The sequence below is a fragment of the Nostoc sp. CALU 546 genome (assembly GCF_048836525.1).
In genome coordinates this window covers 50,317-74,655 of the sequence record NZ_JAWJTF010000027.1, presented here as the reverse complement: position 1 = coordinate 74,655, position 24,339 = coordinate 50,317, and the positions used below count along the sequence as shown (strand labels likewise).

General features: G+C 41.2%; 25 protein-coding genes. 11 read left to right on the top strand and 14 right to left on the bottom strand.

The features are described 5' to 3' along the window. Positions 1 to 50: 50 nt before the first annotated feature. A complete protein-coding gene (locus RRG12_RS15865; protein WP_420759951.1) occupies positions 51 to 638 on the top strand; it encodes a Uma2 family endonuclease in 588 nt (195 codons plus the stop codon). 2 nt (positions 639 to 640) lie between these two features. Here the strand turns inward: RRG12_RS15865 and RRG12_RS15860 are convergent, their stop codons facing one another. The 3 genes from RRG12_RS15860 to purS all read right to left on the bottom strand — a co-directional run bounded on the left by RRG12_RS15860 (position 641) and on the right by purS (position 3,915). Next, entirely contained in the window at positions 641 to 2,575 is a 1,935-nt protein-coding gene (locus RRG12_RS15860; RefSeq protein ID WP_420759950.1) for a hypothetical protein, read from the bottom strand. Positions 2,576 to 2,835: 260 nt separating this feature from the next. Then, the gene (gene purQ, locus RRG12_RS15855; RefSeq protein ID WP_069068177.1) at positions 2,836 to 3,513 is read right to left on the bottom strand and encodes a phosphoribosylformylglycinamidine synthase subunit PurQ; all 678 of its coding nucleotides are present in this window, start codon (positions 3,511 to 3,513) and stop codon (positions 2,836 to 2,838) included. A gap of 123 nt (positions 3,514 to 3,636) precedes the next feature. Next, entirely contained in the window at positions 3,637 to 3,915 is a 279-nt protein-coding gene (gene purS / locus RRG12_RS15850; RefSeq protein ID WP_069068178.1) for a phosphoribosylformylglycinamidine synthase subunit PurS, read from the bottom strand. Positions 3,916 to 4,059: 144 nt separating this feature from the next. On the opposite strand from purS, the gene RRG12_RS15845 reads away from it, so the two are divergent. Continuing rightward, entirely contained in the window at positions 4,060 to 4,464 is a 405-nt protein-coding gene (locus RRG12_RS15845) for a Fur family transcriptional regulator (protein ID WP_069068179.1), read from the top strand. A gap of 156 nt (positions 4,465 to 4,620) precedes the next feature. Continuing rightward, entirely contained in the window at positions 4,621 to 4,863 is a 243-nt protein-coding gene (locus RRG12_RS15840; RefSeq protein WP_420759949.1) for a type II toxin-antitoxin system Phd/YefM family antitoxin, read from the top strand. Positions 4,864 to 4,885: 22 nt separating this feature from the next. Here RRG12_RS15840 and RRG12_RS15835 read toward each other — a convergent pair whose 3' ends face one another. The 3 genes from RRG12_RS15835 to RRG12_RS15825 all read right to left on the bottom strand — a co-directional run bounded on the left by RRG12_RS15835 (position 4,886) and on the right by RRG12_RS15825 (position 7,194). After that, positions 4,886 to 5,455 (bottom strand): Uma2 family endonuclease, encoded by a 570-nt coding sequence (locus RRG12_RS15835; RefSeq protein ID WP_420759948.1) that lies wholly within the window; start codon positions 5,453 to 5,455, stop codon positions 4,886 to 4,888. Positions 5,456 to 5,602: 147 nt separating this feature from the next. After that, on the bottom strand, positions 5,603 to 6,610 hold the full coding sequence (locus RRG12_RS15830) for an SPFH domain-containing protein (RefSeq protein WP_069068181.1): 1,008 nt from the start codon (positions 6,608 to 6,610) through the stop codon (positions 5,603 to 5,605). 149 nt (positions 6,611 to 6,759) lie between these two features. After that, a complete protein-coding gene (locus tag RRG12_RS15825; protein ID WP_069068182.1) occupies positions 6,760 to 7,194 on the bottom strand; it encodes an NfeD family protein in 435 nt (144 codons plus the stop codon). Positions 7,195 to 8,032: 838 nt separating this feature from the next. Here RRG12_RS15825 and RRG12_RS15820 point away from each other — a divergent pair. From RRG12_RS15820 to RRG12_RS15805, 4 genes are all read left to right on the top strand, one after another. Further along, the gene (locus tag RRG12_RS15820) at positions 8,033 to 10,018 is read left to right on the top strand and encodes a protein phosphatase 2C domain-containing protein (RefSeq protein ID WP_420759947.1); all 1,986 of its coding nucleotides are present in this window, start codon (positions 8,033 to 8,035) and stop codon (positions 10,016 to 10,018) included. Between the two features lie 519 nt (positions 10,019 to 10,537). Continuing rightward, on the top strand, positions 10,538 to 10,951 hold the full coding sequence (locus RRG12_RS15815) for a hypothetical protein (protein ID WP_420759946.1): 414 nt from the start codon (positions 10,538 to 10,540) through the stop codon (positions 10,949 to 10,951). A gap of 2 nt (positions 10,952 to 10,953) precedes the next feature. Next, the gene (locus RRG12_RS15810; RefSeq protein WP_420759945.1) at positions 10,954 to 14,127 is read left to right on the top strand and encodes a tetratricopeptide repeat protein; all 3,174 of its coding nucleotides are present in this window, start codon (positions 10,954 to 10,956) and stop codon (positions 14,125 to 14,127) included. A gap of 562 nt (positions 14,128 to 14,689) precedes the next feature. Beyond that, positions 14,690 to 14,911, top strand: a complete 222-nt coding sequence (locus tag RRG12_RS15805; protein WP_069068195.1) for a ferredoxin-thioredoxin reductase variable chain — start codon at positions 14,690 to 14,692, stop codon at positions 14,909 to 14,911. A gap of 5 nt (positions 14,912 to 14,916) precedes the next feature. Here RRG12_RS15805 and RRG12_RS15800 read toward each other — a convergent pair whose 3' ends face one another. From RRG12_RS15800 to RRG12_RS15775, 6 genes are all read right to left on the bottom strand, one after another. Next, positions 14,917 to 15,138: a hypothetical protein gene (locus tag RRG12_RS15800; RefSeq protein WP_420759944.1), complete on the bottom strand. Its 222-nt coding sequence runs from the start codon at positions 15,136 to 15,138 to the stop codon at positions 14,917 to 14,919. Positions 15,139 to 15,280: 142 nt separating this feature from the next. Beyond that, a complete protein-coding gene (locus RRG12_RS15795; protein ID WP_069068188.1) occupies positions 15,281 to 16,069 on the bottom strand; it encodes a YdcF family protein in 789 nt (262 codons plus the stop codon). 201 nt (positions 16,070 to 16,270) lie between these two features. Further along, complete coding sequence (locus RRG12_RS15790) at positions 16,271 to 16,777, bottom strand: hypothetical protein (RefSeq protein ID WP_069068189.1); 507 nt, start codon at positions 16,775 to 16,777, stop codon at positions 16,271 to 16,273. 13 nt (positions 16,778 to 16,790) lie between these two features. Then, positions 16,791 to 18,335, bottom strand: coding sequence for an AAA family ATPase (locus RRG12_RS15785; protein ID WP_420759943.1), 1,545 nt, complete (start codon positions 18,333 to 18,335; stop codon positions 16,791 to 16,793). An 84-nt stretch (positions 18,336 to 18,419) separates the two neighbouring features. Further along, the gene (locus RRG12_RS15780; RefSeq protein ID WP_069068191.1) at positions 18,420 to 19,025 is read right to left on the bottom strand and encodes a 50S ribosomal protein L25/general stress protein Ctc; all 606 of its coding nucleotides are present in this window, start codon (positions 19,023 to 19,025) and stop codon (positions 18,420 to 18,422) included. A 97-nt stretch (positions 19,026 to 19,122) separates the two neighbouring features. Then, on the bottom strand, positions 19,123 to 20,466 hold the full coding sequence (locus tag RRG12_RS15775; protein ID WP_069068192.1) for an adenylosuccinate synthase: 1,344 nt from the start codon (positions 20,464 to 20,466) through the stop codon (positions 19,123 to 19,125). A 508-nt stretch (positions 20,467 to 20,974) separates the two neighbouring features. On the opposite strand from RRG12_RS15775, the gene RRG12_RS15770 reads away from it, so the two are divergent. The 3 genes from RRG12_RS15770 to RRG12_RS15760 all read left to right on the top strand — a co-directional run bounded on the left by RRG12_RS15770 (position 20,975) and on the right by RRG12_RS15760 (position 21,826). Further along, the gene (locus RRG12_RS15770) at positions 20,975 to 21,379 is read left to right on the top strand and encodes a response regulator (RefSeq protein WP_069069091.1); all 405 of its coding nucleotides are present in this window, start codon (positions 20,975 to 20,977) and stop codon (positions 21,377 to 21,379) included. A 107-nt stretch (positions 21,380 to 21,486) separates the two neighbouring features. Beyond that, positions 21,487 to 21,708, top strand: coding sequence for a type II toxin-antitoxin system Phd/YefM family antitoxin (locus RRG12_RS15765; protein WP_256090849.1), 222 nt, complete (start codon positions 21,487 to 21,489; stop codon positions 21,706 to 21,708). A 4-nt stretch (positions 21,709 to 21,712) separates the two neighbouring features. Next, positions 21,713 to 21,826: a type II toxin-antitoxin system YoeB family toxin gene (locus tag RRG12_RS15760; protein ID WP_335143365.1), complete on the top strand. Its 114-nt coding sequence runs from the start codon at positions 21,713 to 21,715 to the stop codon at positions 21,824 to 21,826. Between the two features lie 87 nt (positions 21,827 to 21,913). On the opposite strand, the gene RRG12_RS15755 is transcribed toward RRG12_RS15760, so the two are convergent. Both RRG12_RS15755 and RRG12_RS15750 read right to left on the bottom strand, forming a co-directional pair. Next, the gene (locus RRG12_RS15755) at positions 21,914 to 22,729 is read right to left on the bottom strand and encodes a hypothetical protein (protein ID WP_420759942.1); all 816 of its coding nucleotides are present in this window, start codon (positions 22,727 to 22,729) and stop codon (positions 21,914 to 21,916) included. A 716-nt stretch (positions 22,730 to 23,445) separates the two neighbouring features. Next, entirely contained in the window at positions 23,446 to 23,865 is a 420-nt protein-coding gene (locus RRG12_RS15750; protein ID WP_176726936.1) for a DUF4278 domain-containing protein, read from the bottom strand. Positions 23,866 to 24,074: 209 nt separating this feature from the next. On the opposite strand from RRG12_RS15750, the gene RRG12_RS15745 reads away from it, so the two are divergent. Continuing rightward, positions 24,075 to 24,269: a hypothetical protein gene (locus tag RRG12_RS15745; RefSeq protein WP_420759941.1), complete on the top strand. Its 195-nt coding sequence runs from the start codon at positions 24,075 to 24,077 to the stop codon at positions 24,267 to 24,269. The last annotated feature ends 70 nt before the right edge of the window (positions 24,270 to 24,339 follow it).

The following is a 24,339-nucleotide window of genomic DNA, read 5'->3' as shown; positions in this document are numbered from 1 at the left end:
ACGCACCCCACACAGCACTACACTAGAAAGTAAGATGCTCAAAATAGCCTATGAACGCCACTACAACCACTTTCCCTTCTACACTCAAATTGAAAATTGACTTGACTGATGAGCAATTTTTCCAAATGTGTCAGAAAAACCGCGATTATCGATTTGAGCGTACAGCATCAGGGGAAATATTAATTATGCCACCTACAGGTAGTGATACTGGTAGACGTAATGTTAAAATTAGTACTCAATTAGATATTTGGAATTCTGAGAGTAATTTAGGCGAAGTTTTTGACTCTTCAACTGGTTTTACACTGCCCAATGGTGCAGAACGTTCTCCTGATGCTTCTTGGGTAAAAATTGAGCGTTGGAATGCTTTAACCCCAGAACAACAAGAAAAATTTGCCCCGATTTGTCCTGATTTTGTAGTAGAGTTGCGTTCTCGCACTGATTCTTTGAAAGAATTGCAAGAGAAAATGCAAGAATATATCGAAAATGGCGCTCAATTAGGCTGGTTAATTGATAGGAAAAACAAGCGAGTAGAAATTTATCGTCCAGGTAAAGATGTAGAGGTATTAGACAATCCTGCTATTTTATCAGGAGAAAATGTACTACCTGGATTTGTGTTAAATTTACAGCAGATTATGTAGCTTTATCGGTTAGGATACACATGGCGCATTTCAAAGCGACTTTGTTCCCAAAGTGGTAGCAGAGCCTCTTTAGCAGCATTTAATTGAGCTTGTGAAAAAGAGATTTTCCCATTTTCTATAATCCAAATAAATATTCGAGTTATAAAATCTGCATTAAAACTATTCTCGTATTCAGTATTATTTATTCTTGCTACTTGTTCATCTAAGCAATCTATAGCATATTTAAAAGTCAAGTTTTTCCAATCTTTGAAATTGCTATAATTTTCTTCTTGCGTATTTTTCCACTCAACTTTACGCAAATTTCCGATAATATAGTCTATGCCTGTTATGGAAGAATCCGTATTACGCACCAAATTTGTATAGGCTTGGTAATATGGTTTTAACAGTGAAGCAGCAATATTTTCCACATATAAATGTAGCCAAGATTGTATGTCGCGAAGATAAGGTGCTAAATTTATGATATTATCAACTTCTTGAATCAACATACGATTGCTTGTGTAATTTGTTATTTTTGCTAGCAATTCAGCTTCAGATAGTTGAGACTTATCTGAGTAATAATTAATAACTTTTGGAATATATTTCTCTAATAACCACTTTTTGGTATATCTAGCTGTCCAGGTTCCCCGTACCCCTATATCTTGCTGCCATAAAGTTAATTTACCTGTTTCAATAGATTGAAAATTAATATTATTTAGCTCGTAGATTATATTAATTTGATTATTAGACAATAAAGATAAGTCTCTATCTAATTTTGGGAAGATAAATGTATGGTCGCGAATTCCTCGGCTCACTCGAATTAATATACCTTCTCTATGGAATAGATGCCATTTTGACTTGCCTTTTGTATAATCAAATTCATTAGCAAACTGCTGCATTAAATCCCATAATTCTTGTCTTACAGAAAAAAGGATAAAACCTCGACTTTCTGAAAATTTTACGAATTCAAAGTTCCATGTTTCTAAAGCATTTTCAAATTTTATTATTGAGTTTTTATATTCTTGACAAACTTCATCAACACACAAACACAAGTCTGCTACTTCTAATTTCGACAAAATAACTGTTGTTTGACCTAAAATTACTTTAAAGTTATTTTTATCTAACTGTTTCAAAAACCGACGACATTCCCAATCTACCTGGGTGTACAATCCAGTCATTAATTGACCTAAAATCTCTTGATGATTTAAGTTAATTTTTAAACCTCTAAAAAGAATACTGCTGAATTGTATTTCACAATTACCTTCTGCAAAAGCTTTGGGTAAATTACATGCGATCGCTACTTTTGGTTTTACAACAACTAAGCGATAGCCTTCTCGCATTATGCAAGGCTCAAAATCACATTTTTCTAAAACATCCTGTAAATCTGGATGGCATCCGAGAAACTTTTCTATTAAGTTAGATTTAGTATTTATTAAAAAATCTGCTGTATTTTTATCAATATTTTTAACCAAATTAAAATTTAGTTTATTATAAAAGTCTGAGGCGATATCATTATTTTTAAGTGCATCTATATTTATATCAAATACCAATTCTTCCTTATAGTAATGTAGACGTTTAAAAACATTTATTATGTATCCATTAGTGACAACAAAAAATAGTGGGTTGAAATTGTTACTATAAAATCTAGCTTTTTCAATAGCATCATTTAATTTAGTTTTATCTGGTTCTATTACTTTAATAAAAATAAGTGATGTATCTGTATTTTGATCCTTAGCATCATCTGTTGTAAAATAAATCTCAGCATTATCATAATAAATATCATAGTTTCCTGATTTATTTTTTGCCAAAGGGTATTCACGATGACATTTCTCTGGATAACAGAGATGCTTAAACATTGGAAAAATAAACTTTTCTTTTATATCATCTTCATTTTGTAAAATATGATGGTCAAAACCTTGTATCCATTTAATGAATTGTTTAATTGACTCTGGAATAGTCATCAGATAATCTACCTGCTTGGATAAATTTGCTATGCCTTATTTTGTTCGTGTAACTAGCAATTTATCAAGTCAGTTTGGATAGTATAGTAATTGTAGATACTTTACTAAGTTTAGAAATACCAGATGTAGAAAAGTATTAGTATGAAAATCTAAATTATAAATTTAAGGGACAGGCAAAACGCCCATCCCACAAAATTATCAAAATCATTCTGCAAATATGCAACGCCCTTTGTTTGCTATCAGAGGCGCGAACATCAACTTTAAGCCAACGCCGCCACCTTCTCTAGCAAGCCTTGGAACAACCTCAAGCCATCATTACCCCCCAGCATTGCGTCTGACGCCCTTTCTGGGTGCGGCATCATCCCCAACACATTGCCCCGACGATCGCAAATCCCGGCAATATTGTTCAGCGAACCGTTGGGATTCTCCCCTTCATAACGAAACAAAACTTGCCCGTTATCTTCAATTTCTGCGAGAGTGGCTTCATCGGCATAGAATCGCCCCTCTCCGTGGGCAATAGGTAAAGTAATAACTTCACCAGTGGTATAAGATTGAGTCCATGAGAGATTAGTACGCTCAACTTTCAAAGGGACGCGATCGCAGATAAAATGCAAATCACGATTTCTGGTTAACACTCCTGGCAAAAGTCCAGCTTCAGTTAATACCTGAAAACCATTGCAAATACCGAGGACAAACTTACCCTTTTGGGCGTGTTCAATAACCTGCTGCATCACGGGCGAAAACCGGGCGATCGCACCACAACGCAAATAATCCCCGTAACTAAAGCCACCAGGGATAATCACGACATCCAAATCAGCAATATCTGTTTCTTGATGCCAAACCATGCGAGTGGGTTGTAAAAGCAAATCTCTAGTTACATAAGCAACATCGCGATCGCAATTAGAACCGGGAAAAACAATAACACCGAATTTAGTCATTTGTCATTTGTCATTTGTCATTTGTCAATGGGAGCAGGGATTAGGGGTATGGGAACAGGGGAAGCAGGGGGAGACAAGGAGCATATAACCAATCCCCAATCCCCAATCCCCAATCCCCAGTCCCTAAAAGACCCCAGTTTGTGTTTCGACCTCAATCAAATCAAAGCGGTAATTTTCAATTACAGGATTTGATAACATTTGGTCACAAATGCTATCAAGGTCTTGACGTGCTTTCTTTTCATCACTTGAGGTGATGGTGAGTTCAATGTACTTGCCAATCCGCACCTGGTCAACGTTCTCGTATCCCAGTTGCTTAAGACCGGATTGTACAGCCACACCAGCGGGGTCTAAGACTGAAGGACGAAGGGTCACGAAAATTTTGGCTAGATACTTGGTTTGCACGGGCTTTTTCTGAATGCTGCGATCGCTATACTATAACTTTCTGCTCCAACTGAGTGAAAATAAGATTACGAAGCGGTTAAAGTTAATTGATTAATTAGCCCATCTAACAGCTTCAACTACAGTGGCATATTTAAATAATTGTCTATGAGAGCCATACGCACCCGCAGTCAAGAGCGTATTTTCAATCTACTGAAAACCATCAAAAAAGGCATTTCCGCCCAGGATATTTACGTAGAATTACGCAACACTAATCAGAGCATGGGTTTAGCGACAGTTTACCGTTCCCTAGAAGCCTTAAAACTCGAAGGCATGGTACAAGTGCGGAATTTGGCTAATGGTGAAGCTCTTTACAGCCTAGCCCAGCAAGACAAACACCATCTTACTTGTTTGCAATGCGGTGTCTCAATTCCAATTAATCAATGCCCCGTTCATGACCTAGAAAACCAGTTAGAATCCAGCCATAAGTTTAAAGTTTTTTACCACACCCTGGAGTTTTTTGGGTTGTGCAGCCAATGCCAAGTAAACCAAGCTACTGAGATTAGTCAATAGTCATACCGATTTTATGTGAGGTTGCGCTTAATTTTCTCACAGACTAGAGCCAGTGACCATCAGAAAAAGCCTGCTTAGGCAGGCTCATGATGTGAATTTTCATAAATAAATGGTGTATTTAATTTGATCTTCAAGCTTAATTACAGGAGTAATGGAGTGTTGAGAATTAGCGTTGAAGAAGCAGCTATGAATTTAAAATCTCTTTTGGAACGAGTAGCTAGGGGAGAAGAAGTAATTTTGCTAGAGCAAGATAAAGCTGTAGCTCGTTTAGTTCCTCCGCTACAAAAAGAAGAACAATTAGCAAGTATGAAGCAATTTCGTGATTCCCTTGCGATTAAGGGTGAGTCATTGAGTGCAACTGTCATAAATACACGTACAAATGATTCAGAAGTGCATTAGCGTCAGCTTATTGTTGCTTTGTTCAAACAAAACTTAACCAACTAAATACGTCTGCGACTGTTAATTGCCAATTTTCCAAAACACTCAAAACGGGTAAGATATCTTGCTGTTCTTTTAATTCTGGTAATTTATTGGGTTCAAAAATCATGATTGACTCATCATCAGCATCCAGTAACCAACCTAGCTTTGCTCCATTTTGAATAGAAAATGTAATTTTGCGGATAACTCGGTTGGCTGATTGTTCTGGTGAGAGAATTTCGATTATCCAATCTGGGGGAATTTCAAATTTATTTGTAATTCTGCCTTTTGCATCAAGGGGAATTCTTTGCCATTCAAACACAGCAATATCTAGTACTATTGAACGACCTTGAAATGTACAGCGTAATTCAGGAAAAGCATAAGCACTTTTTTTCGGTTTACCAATCTCATTAATACCTGTGACTAAACTGCTTTGTAAGGTACTATGTTTTCCTTGCGGCATAGGTTTTTGGTAGATTTGCCCGTTAAAATACTCGCTTGCTGGCTTAGTTTCTGGTAGTTTTAAAAACTCTTCTACACTTAATGCTGTAGTTGGCTCAATAGATAAGGTCATAATTTAAAACTATCAAAGCTTGATTATTTTATCATTGGGCATGGGGATTATGAAAAAGGGTAAAGGGTAAAGGGGAAGGGGTTTGTTTCTTTATCCTTTTCCCTTTAACCTTGTCCCTTTGTCCTCTCCACTCCCCACTCCCCATTTTTAACTAGGGCGGTTATGTTCTAATCCTGGGATTTGTTTAGAAAACAACTCGTTAGAGTCAACTTGACCATTTGATATAACTGAGCGCATACCCTCAAAAGCAGCAGGGATAGTACGCGGATCTATAAATAAGACCTTGCTGCTATCGCTTCTACCAATTGTTGCACCCATATCTAGATAGCCCAAGGCAAATAGAACTTCCACTGCTTTATTGGCATTGGGATTTGTCTGGAGCTTTTGTGCAATAATTTCTGATGACTCTGCGATCGCTTGTGCTTTTAAAACTTGCTGCTGACGTTCCGCTTGAGCTTTCAAAACGATCGCCTTTTGTTCAGCTTCCGCTTGCAGAACTGTTGATTTTTGCCGAGCTTCCGCATCCAATATTTGCGCCTCTGCTTTACCTCTAGCACTATTGACAGCAGCTTCGCGTTCACCCTCAGAATTTAAAATTGCTGCCCGTTTGCGTCGTTCTGCCGACATTTGCAATTCCATCGATTCCCGCACCGCTTGCGATGGAACAATATCTCGCAGTTCTACCCGCGTCACTTTCACACCCCAAGGATCAGTGGCAATATCTAAATCTCTTAACAACAGTTCATTGATTTGGGAACGAGCAGTAAAAGTTTCATCCAACTCTAGTTGTCCCATCTCGGAGCGAATTTGAGTCAGCACCATGTTTACCATTGCCGATTGGAGATTCTCTACCTTATACCAGGCTTTTTCCATATCCACAATCCGCCAATAAAACACTGCATCTACCTCAATCCCAACGTTGTCGCGGGTGATGCATTTTTGGGGAGGAATATCTAAGACTTTTTCCCGAATAGTTTCTCTGTAAACGATTTTATCTAAAAAAGGAATTAAAAAATTCATTCCTGGTTCCAGCTTTTTGTTATAGCTACCCAATCTTTCCACCAAAGCTTCATTACCCTGATTGATGACTTTTACAGAACCCGCTACAGCAGAACCACCAAGGGCTAAAAAGACTAGTAAAAAGAACTGTTCCATTGTAAATCTCCTGATTTTTTAAGTATCAAATGTAACTCAAAAGTAAAAGAAGTGGGGAGTTAGGAGTTAAGAGTTAGGAGTGGGAGAGATGAGGAAGTAGAGATTAATTTCTTCCCCATGCCCAATGCCCAATGCCCCATTCCCAATAACTAATGACTCAATAAATTTTCTGGTATCACAATTAAAGTAGTGCCTTCTCTCCTCACTACATAAACTCTTTGATGGGGTGCTATGGTAAATTTGTCATCGTCGCATCGTGCTTGCCAGGAATTTCCCTCATACAGTACCCGCCCTGTTTTACCAGGTGGGATTTCTGTTAAGGTTTCGGCTATAACTGCATCCTGAATTTTCGACTGGCGTCGTCGTGGTTGCAAAAACCGACGAGAAAGCACAATTAATAATGTGGAAAGTAATAGCCAAACTAAAACTTGCAACCATACATTTCCCAAACCCACTCCAGACAGCAGCGCCACCACCAAAGCGCTAATTCCCATCATGAAAGCGACAAACGCCGATGGTAAAAATAGTTCTGTTAAACACAGAACTCCTCCTGCCAGAAGCCAGATTAAGGTAAAACTTGGCATAGCGCCATCCTAATGTCTACATTGACGTAAATGCATTTTTACGATTAGATACAGCCAGACTAAGTTATTTACAACAAACAAAACTTGGTATTTATACCAATAATTTTGATTAATTCAGTAACAAGGTGTAGCTAGCAGTACACAAATCCAGTCTATTCTAGCCTTCAAGTCATTGCCAGCTAAAGTTAACCGAAGTTCATGTATGAAGAAGAATTCAGAACTCAGAATTCAGTATTTAGTATAAATTCTGTAGACTGGTTGATAGCGTAGCGTATACCCTTCGGGATGCTTCGCTTAGAGGATGTTTGAAAAGTCCTCTTGTCGGTATCAAAAGTTTTAGATCCCCCTAAATCCCCCTTAAGAAGGGGGACTTTGACTCCGGTTCCCCCCTTTTTAAGGCTACGGTGTACACACAAGTCAAAAGAAGATCAATTTCTCATTGTTCTCTCGTTCCTATGCTCTGCATAGGAATGCCTGATTAGAGGCTCTGCCTCTAGTCAGATATTGAGTCAGAGACTCAATGAATGCATTCCCAGTCGGAGACTGGGAACGAGGAAATGCTTATCAAGCTAGGTTTTTAGGACTTGTGTGTACACCGTAGCCTTTTTAAGGGGGGTTAGGGGGGATCTAAAGTGCCTAAAGTTACAGCGAAACACTTTTCAAACATCCTCTTAGAGCGAGTATTCAAGCGTCGCGTCTGAATATTGGTTTAAAACCTTGCTCTTTGTAGGCAAAATAAGTATTAGATATTACCATTCCCAAACTCTATCCCTTTTTGGGTAGAGTATTCTAAATTCTAAATTCTGAATTCTGACTCCTGAATTCTGACTCCTGTTTTATGATTTCGACTCAACTGATAATTTTTTGTATAAATCCACGCTGTAAGAGTCCCATTAATCCGATGGGAGATAGCGTTTGTGCCAGTTGCCAAACTCCTTTAGTTCACCGTTATCTTTGGGCAACTGGCTCATCATCTGCTCAAATCCCACCAGGCACAAAGGTAGCAGACAGATATGAGGTAATTAGTTCTCAGATTTGGCTGGATACTCAACCGGGACTACCACCAGATGTTCCTGAAGAATTGCCAACGCAAGTAATTCCTTATTTACAGTTATATCAAGAGCGGTTGCATCTCCCCCAGGCTTATGGTTTTGCCTGTTATGAGGAAAATACAACTGATATCTTCTTATTGGAAAATGTACCGATAGATAAAACAGGAAATATTTATCCAACTATTGTTGAAGCATGGGAACAAGCAACGGCGGTACGACAAGTTTATTGGCTGTGGCAAATTCTCCAACTTTGGACACCTCTATCAGAATTGGGACTTAGCCAAAGTTTATTGGTAGTAGACAATTTGAGAGTTCAAGGTTGGTGTGTACGATTGTTAGAACTTTACCCAACACCAGCAAATGCGAAACTGAGTTTACAAAATCTGGGAGAATGTTGGCAGTTTTGGGTAGCTTCTGCAAAAACATCAGTAGCCAAGGGTTTACAGAACATCGTCCAGCAGATGTGTGAAACTGAGGTTGATGTAGAGACTATTAATATTCAACTCAATAATTTACTACTAGCATCTGCGGCAGAATTGCCATTAGTTTTGAAGGTGGCAGGGTCTACAGATATTGGCCCAATTATGGCGCAAAATGAAGACGCTTGCTACCCCAATACTTTGATTGATTTAGATGAACCTTTATTGCACCACTTATCGATTGTTTGTGATGGCATTGGTGGACATGAAGGCGGCGAGGTTGCTAGTCAGTTGGCAGTGCAGTCTGTAAAGTTGCAAATTCGCGTTTTACTAAAAGAGATTACAGAACAAACTGCACTTGTACCACCTGAGTTGTTGCAAGAACAATTAGAAGCAAGCTTGCGGGTGGTAAATAATCTAATTTGTGCCCGTAATAATGAGCAAAAACGCCAAGGCAGAGAACGCATGGCTACAACTATTGTTATGGCGTTGCAAGTTCCCCAACGAGTGCAAACAAGTACTGGGTGGCAATCAAATAATACCCATGAACTTTACTTGGCTAATGTTGGCGATAGCCGTGCCTATTGGATTACTCGCAATTATTGCCAGCTACTCACAGTAGATGATGATGTCGCAACGCGAGAAGTACGCTTTGCTAAAAGCTTGTATCGAAAGGCGCTTTTGAGACAAGATGCTAGTGCTTTAACTCAAGCATTGGGAACAAGAGATTCAGAATCTTTGCGTCTCAAGGTTCAGCGATTCATTGTTGAAGAAGATGGCATTTTGCTACTGTGTTCTGATGGTTTGAGTGATAATAATTGGGTGGAACAATCTTGGCAGGATTATGCAATACCTGTGTTAGCAGGGCAAATGACAGTTGAAGATGCTGTCCGCAACTGGATTGACTTGGCAAACGAAAAAAATGGGCGTGATAATACGTCGGTTGTTTTGACTTATTGTCGTGTTTCTCCAGAATATTTAGTACCTGTGACTCCGGCGTTGCCAGAAGAGATTATAGAAGCAGAAATACAAGAAGAACCAGAGCAATTAGAGGAGGAAGAGGAAGAGGAAGAATTAATTTCCTTTACAGAAAATTCGCAAACTTTGCTAGATTTGGATCTAGAGTTGGATCTTGTAGAGGAACCAATTCTTAACCCAGAAATTCCACCAACTTTAATTACAAAACCTAATTTAGGCAAACGTTTGGTAACGCTGGGGGGAGTTTTGGCGTTGCTTGTGGTGGGTACAAGTGTGGGATTATTTACTTGGTGGCAAGTCAATCCTCAAGGATTCCAGCAGATGTGTCGGCAACTTCCCCAAAGTTTGCAGCAAGTGTGTCCAACTGAAAAATAGAGATTAGGGAATAGGTTATACCGAAATATTGTAATGTTGATGAGAAATATTACAGTATTGATAAGGAATATTGTAATGTTGATGAGAAACATTAAAACATTGCTTATGAATATTGTAATGTTTGAGAAAAAGGTTGCAGTATCGATAAGGAATATTGCAATGTTAATGAGAAACATTAAAATATTGCTTATGAATGTTGCAATGTTTGAGAGAAACGTTGCAATGTTTGCCAGAACGGCTTTTATATTTAGGATGATGGACAAGAAAATTGCGATCGCTATTGAGTCTAGATAGGATAGCGATCGCACCACAAATAACCCTACATCACATCTTGCAACAGTCTAGAAGCTAGTTTGCAACTTGACCTTCATTCAAAAGGAACGACTCATAGATAATTGATATCTTCGCAATTAGAGACTTTTTAAGTCCATTGTAAAATGTTCATGATTTTACTGAAAATCTGATAGACACCACGTAGTCCGTAGGATAATGGAAAAGTGGTGACTTTGAGGAATTGAGATGACTGATCCAGTAACTACGATCGCAGCAGGGGCAATTCTCAACCTCGCATTTCAGGAGTTTGCCAAGTCGGGGGCTGGGGAAGTGGCAAAGAAGATTGTGGGCGGGGCAATTTCCTTGGCAAAGGAGCTACGAAATAAAATCACTGCTAAGTTTAAAGGAAATGTAAAAGCAGAAGCGGCGATCGCAGCAGTAGAAACTGACCATTCCCCAGCAGCGCTAAACAAGCTGGAAGTGTACTTGGATGATGCGATGGTCGATGATGCTGTGTTTGCGACAGAGCTACGGCAGGTAGCGCAGCAAATTATTAATATTCAAAATCAAACCACCTCCAATCGAGACTATAAAAACTATGGGCGCGACCAAATCAATATTGAAAAAATTGAAGGTAATCCCAAAATTGGTGGTTCATAAGCATGGGAAAACGTGGTAGGCGCGGCTATAGCAACCAGGGAGACGACCAAATCAATATCGAGCAGGTGAATGGCAATGTACTGCTCAAGCCACAGGAGACAGTGCGCCCTAACGCCGAACAGAATTTGCTGGCAGAAGTTAGGAAATGGGTTCAATTAAGACTTGAGGGACAACTGCACCATGCCGTCAGGCTGAATTTGCAGAAGGAGACGCAGCCGCAGCAAGTGCGTCGTCCTTGGGGTATGGAGGTGAAAGTGGCGATCGCTCAACCAAGTCAGCTATTGTCACCAGAAACGACGATTAAGCAGGTATTTGACCAATGTGGAGAGCGGTTGCTGATTTTGGGTGAACCGGGGGCGGGTAAAACAACGAGCTTGCTGGACTTAGCTCTAGAACTCGTGGAAAGGGCAGAAAATGATCCGCAGCAGCGCATTCCCGTTGTAGTCGATCTTTCTGATTGGCAACCGACTGCATCTCAATCAAATTCTAGGCGGAGTCACGGTACATCTAGATTACCGGGCTTTTCCAAGAAAAATCTCTCTGAGTCTCTTCCTGAAAAAGCGCCTGTCTGGTCGATTGCAAATTGGCTGGCTGGCAAGGTGCGAGAGAGATACGGCTTTTTGCCACACCAAATTAACCAATGGCTAGAGGAAAAAAGGTTAATACCCTTGCTGGATGGACTTGATGAGGTACGCCCAGAGTATCAGCAGGATTGTGTGCAGGCAATTAACCAGTGGTTAAAATCAGATTTGCGTCCAAGGCAGGTAGCGTTGTGCTGTCGGCGCGAGCAGTATAACACTTATACTCAAAAGCTGGAACTCGATGGAGCCGTTTATCTTCAGGACTTGACGGATGAACAGATCGAGACTTTTTTGGCAGAGACGAACCGAGATGAACTCAAAGAAAGCTTGGTAGCAGATGAGAATTTCCTGGCGCTGATTCGTAGACCGTTGTTGCTGTCAATGGCGGTACTTGCTTATAAGGAGCTAGATCCAACCCAGTGGCGGCAGGCGACTTCGGCAGGCGATCGCTTAAATTTACTGTTAGATGCCTATGTGCGACGGATGCTGACACAGGATACCCCTAGCCGCGCCTATCGTTACGGAAAGATTCCTAGCCCCGAACAGAGTCAGAAGTGGCTGGAAATTCTGGCCTTAGAGCTTTTGCAAGAGTCAGAAACCGAGTTTTTGATTGAGCAAATTGGAACAACATGGCTGTCAACACCCCTTCAAAAGTGGCTATTTACTTTTTTTGCCGTAATGTGTTGGGGACTAATCGGTGCTGGAATTTGTTGGGGGCTAATGGCTGCTCTAATTTTTTGGTGGCAATTCATTGGATTAATTCGTCTGCGTCAGATCGGATCAAGCCCTCGTCTTTTGTTTGGATTGGTGATTGGATCTTTATATGGCTTGGCGCGTGGAATACATGTTTTAAAGGATTTGCCACACATAGAATCAGTTGTGGGAAGCATCCAAATCTCATTGTCAAGTCTCAAACGACAAAAAGTATTACGCAAGCTGTCATCTTGGAAGACTATATTAGTCCCTACTCAAATTAGCGTACTAATTCGTAAATTGAATGAATTAAGCATTCCAAGATGGGAATTCCACTTTGAAGAATGGCGTTTTAAAATTAAAACTCTATCAGTGCCAAATCAAGGAATTAGGATCTTGTGGCGAAATGCAATCCTGATTACGTTAACATTTGTGCCTTACCATACCTTAATAGTCTGTCTTGCACAACGTTCAGCGTCTTCCCTTGATGACATTGCGTTAACTTCCTTGTCCATAGCTCTGCTACTATGGATTGGGCTGGGAGGGGGATATGTCTGCATCAATCATTTTCTAGTGCGTTTATCTTTGTATTGCACTCACTCGATCCCTTGGGACTATGCTCGTTTTCTCAACTATGCTACAGAACGGCTATTGCTCCAGCGTGTTGGTGGTCGCTATCGCTTTATACATGACTTGTTGAGGCAGTCTCTTGCTCAACGTAGAATCGACACCCATCCACATCTAATTAGTTCTCAAGTTTTTTTTCGTTGTGCCCAAGGCTACTATTCGATGGAGCAGTATGATCAAGCTTTGCAAAACTTTGATCGCGCCATTGAACTTAACCCCCGATATGTTGAGGCGATCGCAAGTCGAGGCTATACGTATTATTTAATGGAACGCTATAAAGAAGCATTGCAAGACTTCAATCGTGCCATTCAAGTTAACCCACAACATGAGCAGGCGATTGCAAATCGAGGCCGTGCCTCTTGTTTAATCGAACGCTATGAAGAAGCACTGCAAGACTTCCACCGTGCCATTGAACTTAACCCGGAATATGATTGGGCGATCGCACATCGTGGCATAACCTACCGCTTAATGGAACGCCACGAAGATGCGCTGCAAGATTTCAATCGCGCCATTGAACTTAACCCGGAATATGATTGGGCGATCGCAGGTCGTGGCATAACCTACCGCTTAATGGAACGCTACGAAGATGCGCTGCAAGATTTCAATCGCGCCATTGAACTTAACCCGGAATATGATTGGGCGATCGCAGAGCGAGGCTTTACCTATTACTTGATGAAACGCTACGAAGAAGCGCTGGAAGATTTCAATCGTGCCATCAAACTTGACCCCCAAGATGAGTGGGCGATCACAGGTCGAGGTCGTACCTATTGCTTGATGGAATGCTACGAGGAAGCGCTGCAAGATTTCAATCGCGCCATTGAACTTAACCCTAAATATGAGTGGGCGATCGCAAGTCGAGGCATAACCTACCGTTTAATGGAACGCTACGAGGAAGCGCTGCAAGACTTCAATGCCATTGAACTTGACCCCAAAGATGATTGGTATCGATACCTTCGTTCCCTTATCTACCTCGCCCTCCAAAAAGCCGAGTCCGCCGAAGCTGATTTAAACATTGCCATCGAAATTGCCCAGCAAAAATACACCGAAAAACCCGACAATTGCCAAAACACCTTCAACTTAGCACTCTATCACCTCGTTGCAGGCAATCTCTCAACCGCCCAAGAGTTATATCAGACTGCACTTGAGCAGACAGCTTTGCAAACCCAGATCCAAGATGCCATTCAAGATTTGAAGGATTTGCTACGGGTGTTTCCTGAAAATACCTCTGCCCAGGAAGTAAAAGCAGTGCTGGAGAAAAAGCTGAAATTACATTAACGTGAATTCGACAGGGCTAAAAAATAGCAGGAGGTTAAGCAGGTAAGTCTTTTGGGTAAATGTCAAGAGATTGTTTTTTAGAAAAATTAAGTATAAGCAGTCAACCCTGCTATAAAATTAACCAAAAAGTTAAACCTTTTAGGAGAGAGGCTTAGAGAGAGGTCAAAGTCTATTGCATACAAAAGAGCGATCGCAATAACAGCACCTCTGACATACACGAAAATTGTTGAGAGAGTTGACCTGGGGAACATCCTGGAGTGAAGATAAAAGGGTTAGATATCTTGTCACAGTACTAAGCACATCTGAGATCGGCTTATTTCCTTTCATTTCCCTACTTTTGGGGTAAAGATAGGGGGTAAGGGCGATAGATATTAACGCGGCAAAAAATTAAATAAAGTACGCACGGATTGCTAATACGTGCCTGGACGCAGAGGGTTAAATGCACCGTCGCACCCCGATGAAGCGTCAAGAAATAGCTGATTAAATCAAATTCAAAGCGATTTAATCATATATTTTGTAGCAGATACTTGTGGAAAAGAAAATGCTAGGTGTAAATGTTGTTATGAAAGTTGGCGATCGCGTCCGCGTTAAAGATTCGGTAGTAGTGTATCATCATCCTGAGCATCGGAATCAGGCTTTTGACATCAAAGGTACAGAAGGCGAAGTAATAGGTATTGCCACCCAATGGCAAGGCAGACCCGTAAGCGCTAATTTCCCAGTTGTAGTCCAGTTTAGTAAAAAGTTTAAAGCCCATTTACGTGAAAATGAGTTAGAAGTCATCTAAATGACTCATCGGCGGCGAAACCACTGAAAAATATTCAGTTCGCCGCGCATTCTTTTAAGCTCTTGGCGGTTCTGTTCTGCTGTTGTATAATACCATTCACAATAACGCTGAAACTCTGACCGTGACCGAACTTCGTGGTAAAAATGATGGGTTGTTTGATAAGTGGCAAAAGCTTCCTCAACTTGGGGTTGAGGGGATGGCATAATATAAGGTAAATTTTTAAACATAAAGTTAATTTAGTTTGTCATTTGTCATTGGTCATTGGTCATTGGTCATTGGTCATTTGTTATTAAGAGTTTGGAATTCAGGCAATTACCGCACTTTATAACTCATAACTCATAACTCATAACTCATAACTCATTACTCTAATTAAAGCCAACCGCGTAAGCGATAAACTAAAGAACCAATGTACTCTTTTAAAGCGGTGGTAAATTGGTGCAGGTTGTCGGTATCAGGTAATAAATTCAGTATAGCGGCTTTGGGAGTGCCACCAAGTTCTTGCAGTTCACCCTCACTAACCAGAAAGTCAGTGGGTGCAGGAATAGCATTGATTCCTTGACGCTGGAAAATCTGAAGCGATCGCGGCATGTGCATTGCAGAAGTAACTAATAATACCTGACTGATGCCACGAGACTCCAAAATTTTGCGGACATTTACTGCATTTTGATAAGTATTGAGTGAGTCGGGTTCCTGAACAATCGCCTCAGATGGAATGCCAATAGATGTAAGTATTGTTGCCATATCTGCCGATTCTGATGAACCGCTTCCCCGCCAATCAATGCGGCCTCCGCTCAGAATGATTATAGGAGCTTTTTTTTGGCGATACAGTTGTGCAGCATAAATGACGCGATCGCCAGATTCACTCAAATCGACAGTAGGTCTTGGAGGAAAAGCTGATTTAGTTGCGCCACCCAAAACCACAATTGCTTCTGCATTAGGTATTTGACTTGGAAGATTTTGCCATTCTAGCGATCGCACTAATGATTTAGCGATCCAAGCATTACTGCAAAATAGCAATAAACTTAGGGCAAAAGCAATTGCGATCGCCGCAGTCCGAGGTCGTTTCCACAAAGTAACTAATGCTACTACCAAACTTACGCAAGCTAGTCCTAATGGATAAAAAAATAGTGGCAGTAATTTGGAGAGATATAAAAACATATTGGGGACTGGGGATTGGGGAATGGGTACTGGGTACTGGGTAGTAGGGATTGGGGATTAGGAAGAGATAAGGGAGAGAGGGGAGACAAGGGAGAGGCCTGTTAAATAATTCTCCCTTGTCTTCCCAGTCCCCAGTCCCCAGTTCCCAGTCCCCAGTCCCCAGTCCCCAGTTCCCAGTACCCAGTCCCCAGTCCCCAATCCCTACCTTTCCCAAAACCTGAAATTGAAACTATTTCCAGGAGGGCGACGATAACGGCGGCCGGTTCTTCTTGTTTGCCGTTTGTTGATCCTCTCGTTTGTTGGTTCAACTTCAACCACTTCTGATTCTTCAACTGGCAACTGAGTTCTAATTTCTTCCTTACTTCCCCACCAAGCAGTAATCCAGCCTCCAGCTAAAGCGCCTATTCCACCTAGCAAGATACTCATGGGTGCGGGATACCCCAAATATACAAAACCAAGCATGAAAAATAACCAGTATTTCAGTCCTGTATCCACACCATCAGAGGAGGCTACAGCTGGGGCTTGGGGGCTATTACTAGTTACATTTGTGATCCAGCTTAAGATGAAACCGCCTAAGATACCTAAGAAGATGCTCAGGGCTGGTGCGGAGCCGGTCATGATTAATATAAATGTTAAAAATGCCCCAAATAACAGTTGAGAAAAGAAACTGGGAGAAATAGCGAAAAAATCGTTCTTTTTGTCTGCCATAGAGTAAAAAAAACTATTGAGAAATTACTGCTTTCAATTGTGCCTGTTGTGATTGAGTTGTATCCAAAATCTTTACGTAAGGTTCTTCTTCTGCCGTGAAAGATTCAGCTTGTTTGATTTGTGAAGCTAATAAATCGGCGGTAGCGTCAGCGATATCACCAGTGCGATTGTTCAAACGCTCTTTTAGAACTTCAAGGGGTGCTGTGCATTGGATAATCTGAATGGGAAGTTGGTGTTTTGTAGCTTGAGCGATCGCATCTTGCCGTAAATGCTGTTTATCATACTTGGCATCCAAAATCACCGAAAAACCTTGTTTAGCCAGTATAATTCCCAATTCCAATAGCCTTGTGTAAGTTTTTTCGGTCATCTGTGGTGTATACAAATCATCGCCACCCCGTTCCCACAGCGGAATTCCCCCTAAATGTTTCCGCACTGCATCTGAACGAAGCTGAATTGCTCCTAACTCACGGGCTAAATACTTTGCTGTAGTACTTTTACCAGAACCCGACAACCCCGACATCAAAATCAGTTGTCCCAGCTTTGGTTTTGTGTAATCCCAAGCCTGTTTGTAATATTCACTAGCGGTTTTTGTTGCTTCTTCCTTGACTGTCGCAGGTACGCTTGGATCATCTAGCAAAAATGAAGTTACCTTTGCCCGGACATAAGCCTGACGACTTAAATACAAAGGCAATACCTGTAAGCCTTCCCAGTCTCCAGTTTGCTCTATATAAGCATTCAAAAACGCATTACCCAAGTCTTTGCGCTGCCGTGCTTCCAAATCCATCACCGTAAACGCCACATCATACATTACATCGACAAAGCGAAACGGCTCATTAAACTCAATGCAATCGAACAGCAAGATTTTATCGTGCCACCGGGCAATATTTCTCAGGTGTAAATCCCCGTGACATTCACGAATGTAATCGTTGTGAATTCTGCTAGTAAATAATTCTGGACGTTCTGCAAAAAAGTTATCTGTATATTGCTTTGTTTCTGTAAATTGCGCCTGAGTCTGGGGGCCACCAATATAGTTCTCAGTTTGCTGATAATTCTCATCAAAAGCAGCCCGGACATTTGCTACTTCACCAAAAGTGCGAATATAATCATTCGTCTGTGCTTCGGCATGGTATTGAGCCACCACCCGTCCCAACTCTTCTAGGTGTGTCTCATTTAACTTACCCTGTTCAAAAAGTGTACTCAATAGTGACTCTTGAGGAAACTGGCGCATCTTCAGCACGTATTCTACAGCTTCGGCTGTTCCCCCTAGTTGATATTGCTCCCCTACCAAAGTTATGGGCAAAACTTCTAAATACAGTTCACCAGCACCCCGCTGATTTAACCGCAACTCTTCCTGACAAAAATGCTGCCGCTTATCTAAGGTGGAAAAGTCCAAAAAACCAAAATTCACAGGTTTTTTCAGCTTATAAGCGTAATCCCCAGTTAACAGCACATAAGAAACGTGAGTTTGAATTAGTTCAATGGGTTCTGTTACCGTATGGGGATAAAATCCAGGCTGCAACATTTGCTGAATTAGGACTGGAAGAGTTGCTTCTGTCATTTTTATTCCTCTGCGGTTCAAATACAAAAAAACCAGGAGTTATCCCCCTGGTGACATCAAAAATTATTACACAGTTTACTTAGCTTAAGAAGCTGTTTCAGTTTCAGTTTCAGTACCAGCATCTTCAGCGCTAATTTGTGGTGGCAAAACGCTCACAACAAGCCGCTCTAGTTCAGCTAGAGGTGTTACACCTTCAGGAAAGGGTATATCACTAATACTCAAGCTGTCTCCAATTTGCAGGTTAGAGACGTCGATTTCGATTACATCTGGGATATTTTCTGGCGCACAACTAACTTGCAATTCAGTGATTACGGTGTCTAACACACCACCCTCTTGTTTAACACCAACAGCATTTCCCACAAAACGCAACCGAACTTCTACAGTTGTGTCGCCGTGGCCAGCAACCGCGAAAAAGCTGAGGTGATAAGGTGTACCTTTTGCTGGATGGATCTGAAGTTCCCGCAGCAAGGTTTTACCGCGCCAAGGTGCATCAGCAATATTCAACTCAATCAAGGTGTTGTTAACGGAAGCTCTTTTGAGCAAACGCTCAACAGTTTTGGCCTCAATGGTCAAAGAAATAGATTCTGTACCCTTATGACCATACAAATTGGCAGGTATTAGTCCAGCACGGCGCAAAGCTCTTGGCTTGCTGCCTTCTGGACGTTTTTGAGATTCGACTGTAATAGCCATAGAAGTTGTCCTTTGTCATTTGTCAGTTGTCATTTGTCATTTGTCAGTTGTCATTTGTCATTTGCTAATGACCAATGACTAATGACTAATGACCAATTTACGCACTTAGTAAGGTAGCAGGTGTGCCATCGGGGTGCAATAAAGCGCGTTTAGGCCCGTGGATGGGGTCTTCTACGATTATGGTTTGATCGCGGCTTGCTCCTAGGGAGACGATCGCAATCGGGACTTCCATCAATTCGGCTAAGAATTTTAGATAGTCTAGCGCTTGCTGTGGCAAGTCTTCCAGGGTGCGGCAGTGGGTTGTTGACACTTGCCAGCCTGGTAAAGTTTTGTAAATGGGGCGACATCTCGCAAATTGACGAGAACTGGTGGGGAAGTGTTCACTGCGTTGACCATCGATGTCATAGGCGACACAAACTTGAATTTCCTCTAATTCATCCAGGACATCTAGTTTAGTGAGCGCCATACAATCCATACCGTTAATCCGCACGGCATAGCGACCGATAACAGCATCAAACCAGCCACAGCGCCGTTTACGTCCGGTAGTTGTGCCAAATTCGGCCCCGCGATCGCACAACAATTCTCCCAACTCTCCATCCAATTCCGTGGGAAATGGCCCTTCTCCCACACGGGTTGTATAGGCTTTCGACACCCCAATTACCCGGTCAATCATTGTCGGCCCTACCCCTGCACCAACGCAAGCCCCCCCCGCCACAGGGTTGGAGGAGGTGACATAAGGATAAGTTCCGTGATCTAGGTCAAGGAGCGTGCCTTGTGCGCCTTCAAACAAAATATTGCGCCGTCGTTGAATCGCATCGGATATCTTTAACGATGTATCAATCACGTAAGGTCGCAAGCGTTCCGCATAACCCAAATACTGTTCAATCACCTCTTGTGCATCTAGAGGCGGCAAGTTGTAAAGCTTTTCTAAAATGACGTTTTTATAATTAATCGTCCACTCTAACTGCTCACGTAGTCCATCAGGGTTCATCAAGTCTAAAACCCGAATGCCTGTACGTTCAGATTTGTCAGCATAAGTCGGCCCAATGCCCCGACCTGTTGTGCCGATCTTATAGCTTCCCCGTCGTTCTTCAGATGCCTGATCAATCAATCGATGATAAGGCATCGTTACGTGGGCTGTCTCAGATATCAGCAGGTGGTCAGTGGAAATATTTAATTCTTTTAGTTGGTCGAGTTCTGCGATCAAAATCTGTGGATCGATTACTGTTCCACAGCCGATAATGCAATCGGTATTTGGATACAAAATACCAGAGGGAATCAAGTGCAGCTTAAAGGTCTGACCTTTGACTACAATCGTGTGTCCAGCATTGACACCCCCTTGGTAACGCACCACAACATCTGCGGAACGGCTGAGTAAGTCAGTTATTTTACCTTTTCCTTCATCGCCCCATTGGGCACCTATGACAATGACGTTAGCCAAGAGCTTATATTAAGAAGTAAAGTTTCCACAAACTATTATTATTAACATATTGTTTGAATCATGTCAATCTAATTGCCTTGAATCAAAGCTAGCTGCCAAAGGCGGTAAGGCAGGAGGGAAACCTCTCCCATAAAGAGAAGAAGTTTGGACAAGGACGCATCTTTTCTCGTGCGACGCATCTCGCAAAGAATGTTTTTAATTTTTTTGTCCACAAGGGGAGCCACTGCGGTCTTGGCTCGTAGCCAAGATGAGCAAGTGGCGTGCAAGGTTTGTACCTTTTTCTTCCTCCTGCCTTCTGCCTTCTGCCTTCTGCCTCCTGCCTTCTGCCTCCTGCCTTCTGCCTTCTGCCTCCTGCCTCCTGCCTCCTGCCTTCTGCCTCCTACCCAAATATGGGGTCTACTTGTGCAAAATGTTCTGGCAGTAGGAAAATAAATGAAGCGGTATGCCTCCTGCCCTTTGCCTTTCTTCGGTAAAAGTCACAGCAAGTAAGGATAAAACATCATCTATTATGCAACCTTCTGGAACTCTTGCCGATTTAAATATCCTAGTAGTTGAGGATGATGATGATACTCGCTTTTTTATCACTACTGTCTTGGAAATGGATGGAGCAAAAGTTATAGCAGTGATATCAGCAGCGGCGGCACGCGAAGTATTGTCTGAATTACAACCCGATGTTTTAGTTTGTGATATCGGGTTGCCTGGGGAAGATGGCTACACTTTCATCAACAAAATCCGTGCGCTCAAACCAATGAATGGTGGACGTATACCAGCTATTGCTTTAACAGCCTATGCTGATAGTGAAGCTCGGATTCGTGCCTTGGAAGCTGGATTTGACACTCATGTATCTAAACCGATTGCTCCAGAAGAACTAGTTGAGATAGTGGCTTGTTTGGTTGCTTCTTGTAATTGGTAATTATTGTGGATCAACTCCTGACGGGGAATAGTGGCTACACCTACTCGCCTCCAACGAGTCAAGCTATTATGTTTTGTAAAGCCTACAGCATTAGGAAACCTCCCACTATGTCCAATCAGACAAACTTGACTGATGCTCGTAACAACCTAGCCGAACTCTGCGATCAAGTAATTGCAGATAGAGAAGTGGTAATTATTACCCGACAAGAAGGCGAAAGCGTCGCCCTAATTGCTGTTGATGAACTAGATAGTTTATTAGAAACATCTTATTTACTTCGTTCACCTAAAAATGCAGTTCGTCTGTTAACTGCTTTGGAAAGAGCAACTTGAACCATTGAAATACTTAGATTCAGATGCTTGGTCGCGGCGACTCACTCAAGAACACCGGATTGTTTATCTAGTAAGTGATGACCGAATTGATTTTCTTCAAGCTCGATATCATTACTGAAAATGCTAATTATATTTGGTAACAAGACTGAAAAGTTTCTTGCTTTTCAGTCCGTGAGAATTTCTTGCACAGTTGGGTAATTGAAGCTTAATTTAGTTTTTCTTTTTGAACTCGTTCCCATTCCTCTTGAATACTTTCTAATGCCTTCACGGTGCGATTTAAACGGGCTTTCTTTAACTCAGGAGGCTCTTTTTGGAATAAACTCGGAGAATTTATTACTTTATGTAGTTCAGATTGGGTGGAATGCAAGCGATCGCTCAAACAGCGTTCAAATATTTCACCATTACCACTGCTCACATTTTCTATTAATTGGCAATATATATACTCTTTAGAACTGATTTGACCATTGAGGACGGTATTAACAATTTCCTCGATCAACTTGTGGTAGCAGTCAGATAAGGAATCAGATAGTGCGTCTGGCGTAGGTTCTGCTGCTAGATTATTTATTTCAGAAGTAGAGGGATCGGATATTTCTTCTTTAGTTGGCGTTACGAAAGTTTCCTCAGAACTAGGAGATTCTTCTTTAGTTGGTGTTGGTAAAGTTTTCCGAGAATTTGTAGGTGAAGAATTCGCTTTAGAATTAGATAAGTAATAATCTGCTAAAGAACCGCAGAGAAACTCTTCACGAAAGCGGTTTATTTTGGCACGTGACTGGATTTTGCGGTAACGACGTTTCTGATACCATAAACCAGAAATGAGTAAGCCTGCGATCGCTCCGATGCCAACTCCTGTCAGAGCAACCTTGGCATCTTCTAAAGCTTGATTTTGTTGCCCAGATTCAACAGTCGGCTTGGAAGATGCACTTTCTGCAATAGCATAGTCGCTCCCTGAACTTAGCTGCACGCTAGTAGCGATCGCGGCAACAGACAGTATAAATCTAAATATTAACTTTGATTTCCACATAATTTGAATAGGTTAAAAATATGTTAACGATTTCGGAGTTGCTTCTAATTTAATCGAGACATCAGATAAAGCAGAGTTTTTCGGAGACTAAGCATCTCCCCAAGGAGTGAATAGTTAAGCATCAAACTAACTAGATCCCTCTTTGACGAAGGAAGTTCTACTCCACCATATAAAAAATAAACTTTGTCAACAGTAGTTGACGGAAGATGTTCTTATTTTTTAACATTATTTCTGCGTCTAGGAATCTTGGCAAAGCCATATATTAGTACCATTTTTCAAAGTATCTGTATCAGGCATTTCGTAAAATGGTTATGATTTATAGCGATCGCTCCGTTGGGATCGCATCTTGCTGGGCATAGAGCATAAAGTCTATGATGACATTAAATTACTCGTACTAAAGCAAAAATTGGGATAGATAGCATCAGTGCGTCACCGATAGCGATTCATCGAGCGTCACAACCCGTCATAGATATCGCCTCTTGGGTTTGGAATGTAGAGCTAATAAAATTTCAACTTTAAGAGACTTGCACAGTTTTTCTAGCTACCTTACCAAAGAATTAGGTCTAAAGCCCCGTGCTTCACGCAATGCTTTCAAGTAATGAGTAAGGAGTAATAAGTGGATGAAAAATGGGTATTTACTCATTACTCATTACTTGTTACTCATTACTCATTACTCATTACTCCTTCTTAAGAGCGCCTTTAGGTCGGTGAGGATGTCAATCTTGAATTTCTCTGTGTGCAGTTCTATTTATAGAAATAGAATAGCTACTTCCCATAAAGCTCAATTTATGGGTTACAGGTGTTATGGTGACTCCATCTGATTTGACATTAGAATCAACGCAAACAAAATAGGTACATCCCCGAAAGCTCAATTTATGGGTTATCGGTGCTATGCTTACTCCATTTGATTTGGCATTGGGGTCAGCACGATAGGAAGCTCCACGGTAGATTAAGTTATAATCTGGTTCCGATTTGGGAACAGGCTGTTGTGGATATGGTGTTTCCCTGCTGACTATTTTGCTTGTATAGTATTCGTAGCTTGTACTGATAAGAATAAGAATAAGTAGTAGAAGTAAAATCTGCCAAGGAGCTAACATTAAACCCAAAATCAGGCTGATAGCTGCAAATACAGCCACTAAATGCGAGATTTCCTTATTATTTCTTTTTAATAAAAAATAGCCAGTGATAAAACAAGCACACGGTAGAATCAAAAGGTACAAAGCCATATTTCCTACATTCGTAACTAAAAGCAAAGGATTTATAAAGCAGATTGAACTTATTTGAAAAGCTGTTGTTTATTTTACCTCCAATCAGCTTTAGGAGTTACCGTGTTACTTGAGTAAAAGTGTTACGTCAAGTTATCTGTATTAGCTGCGATCGCAAAGAAAAATTAACACTCAAGGCTATCTCAAGGCTATCTCAAACCTTTGAAGTAGTGAGCGTTTTTGTCTTTATTCATTCAGAGAGGTTACAGGCATGGTATGAAGTGGATGCTCAGTGTAAAGCCTTTGCTGAACTTGATGAAGATATTACCTCATAGCGATGTCATACTGCGATCGCATTCCTGAACGCAGAAATTTACTGATAAATAAAAATTAAAAGCGAACAAA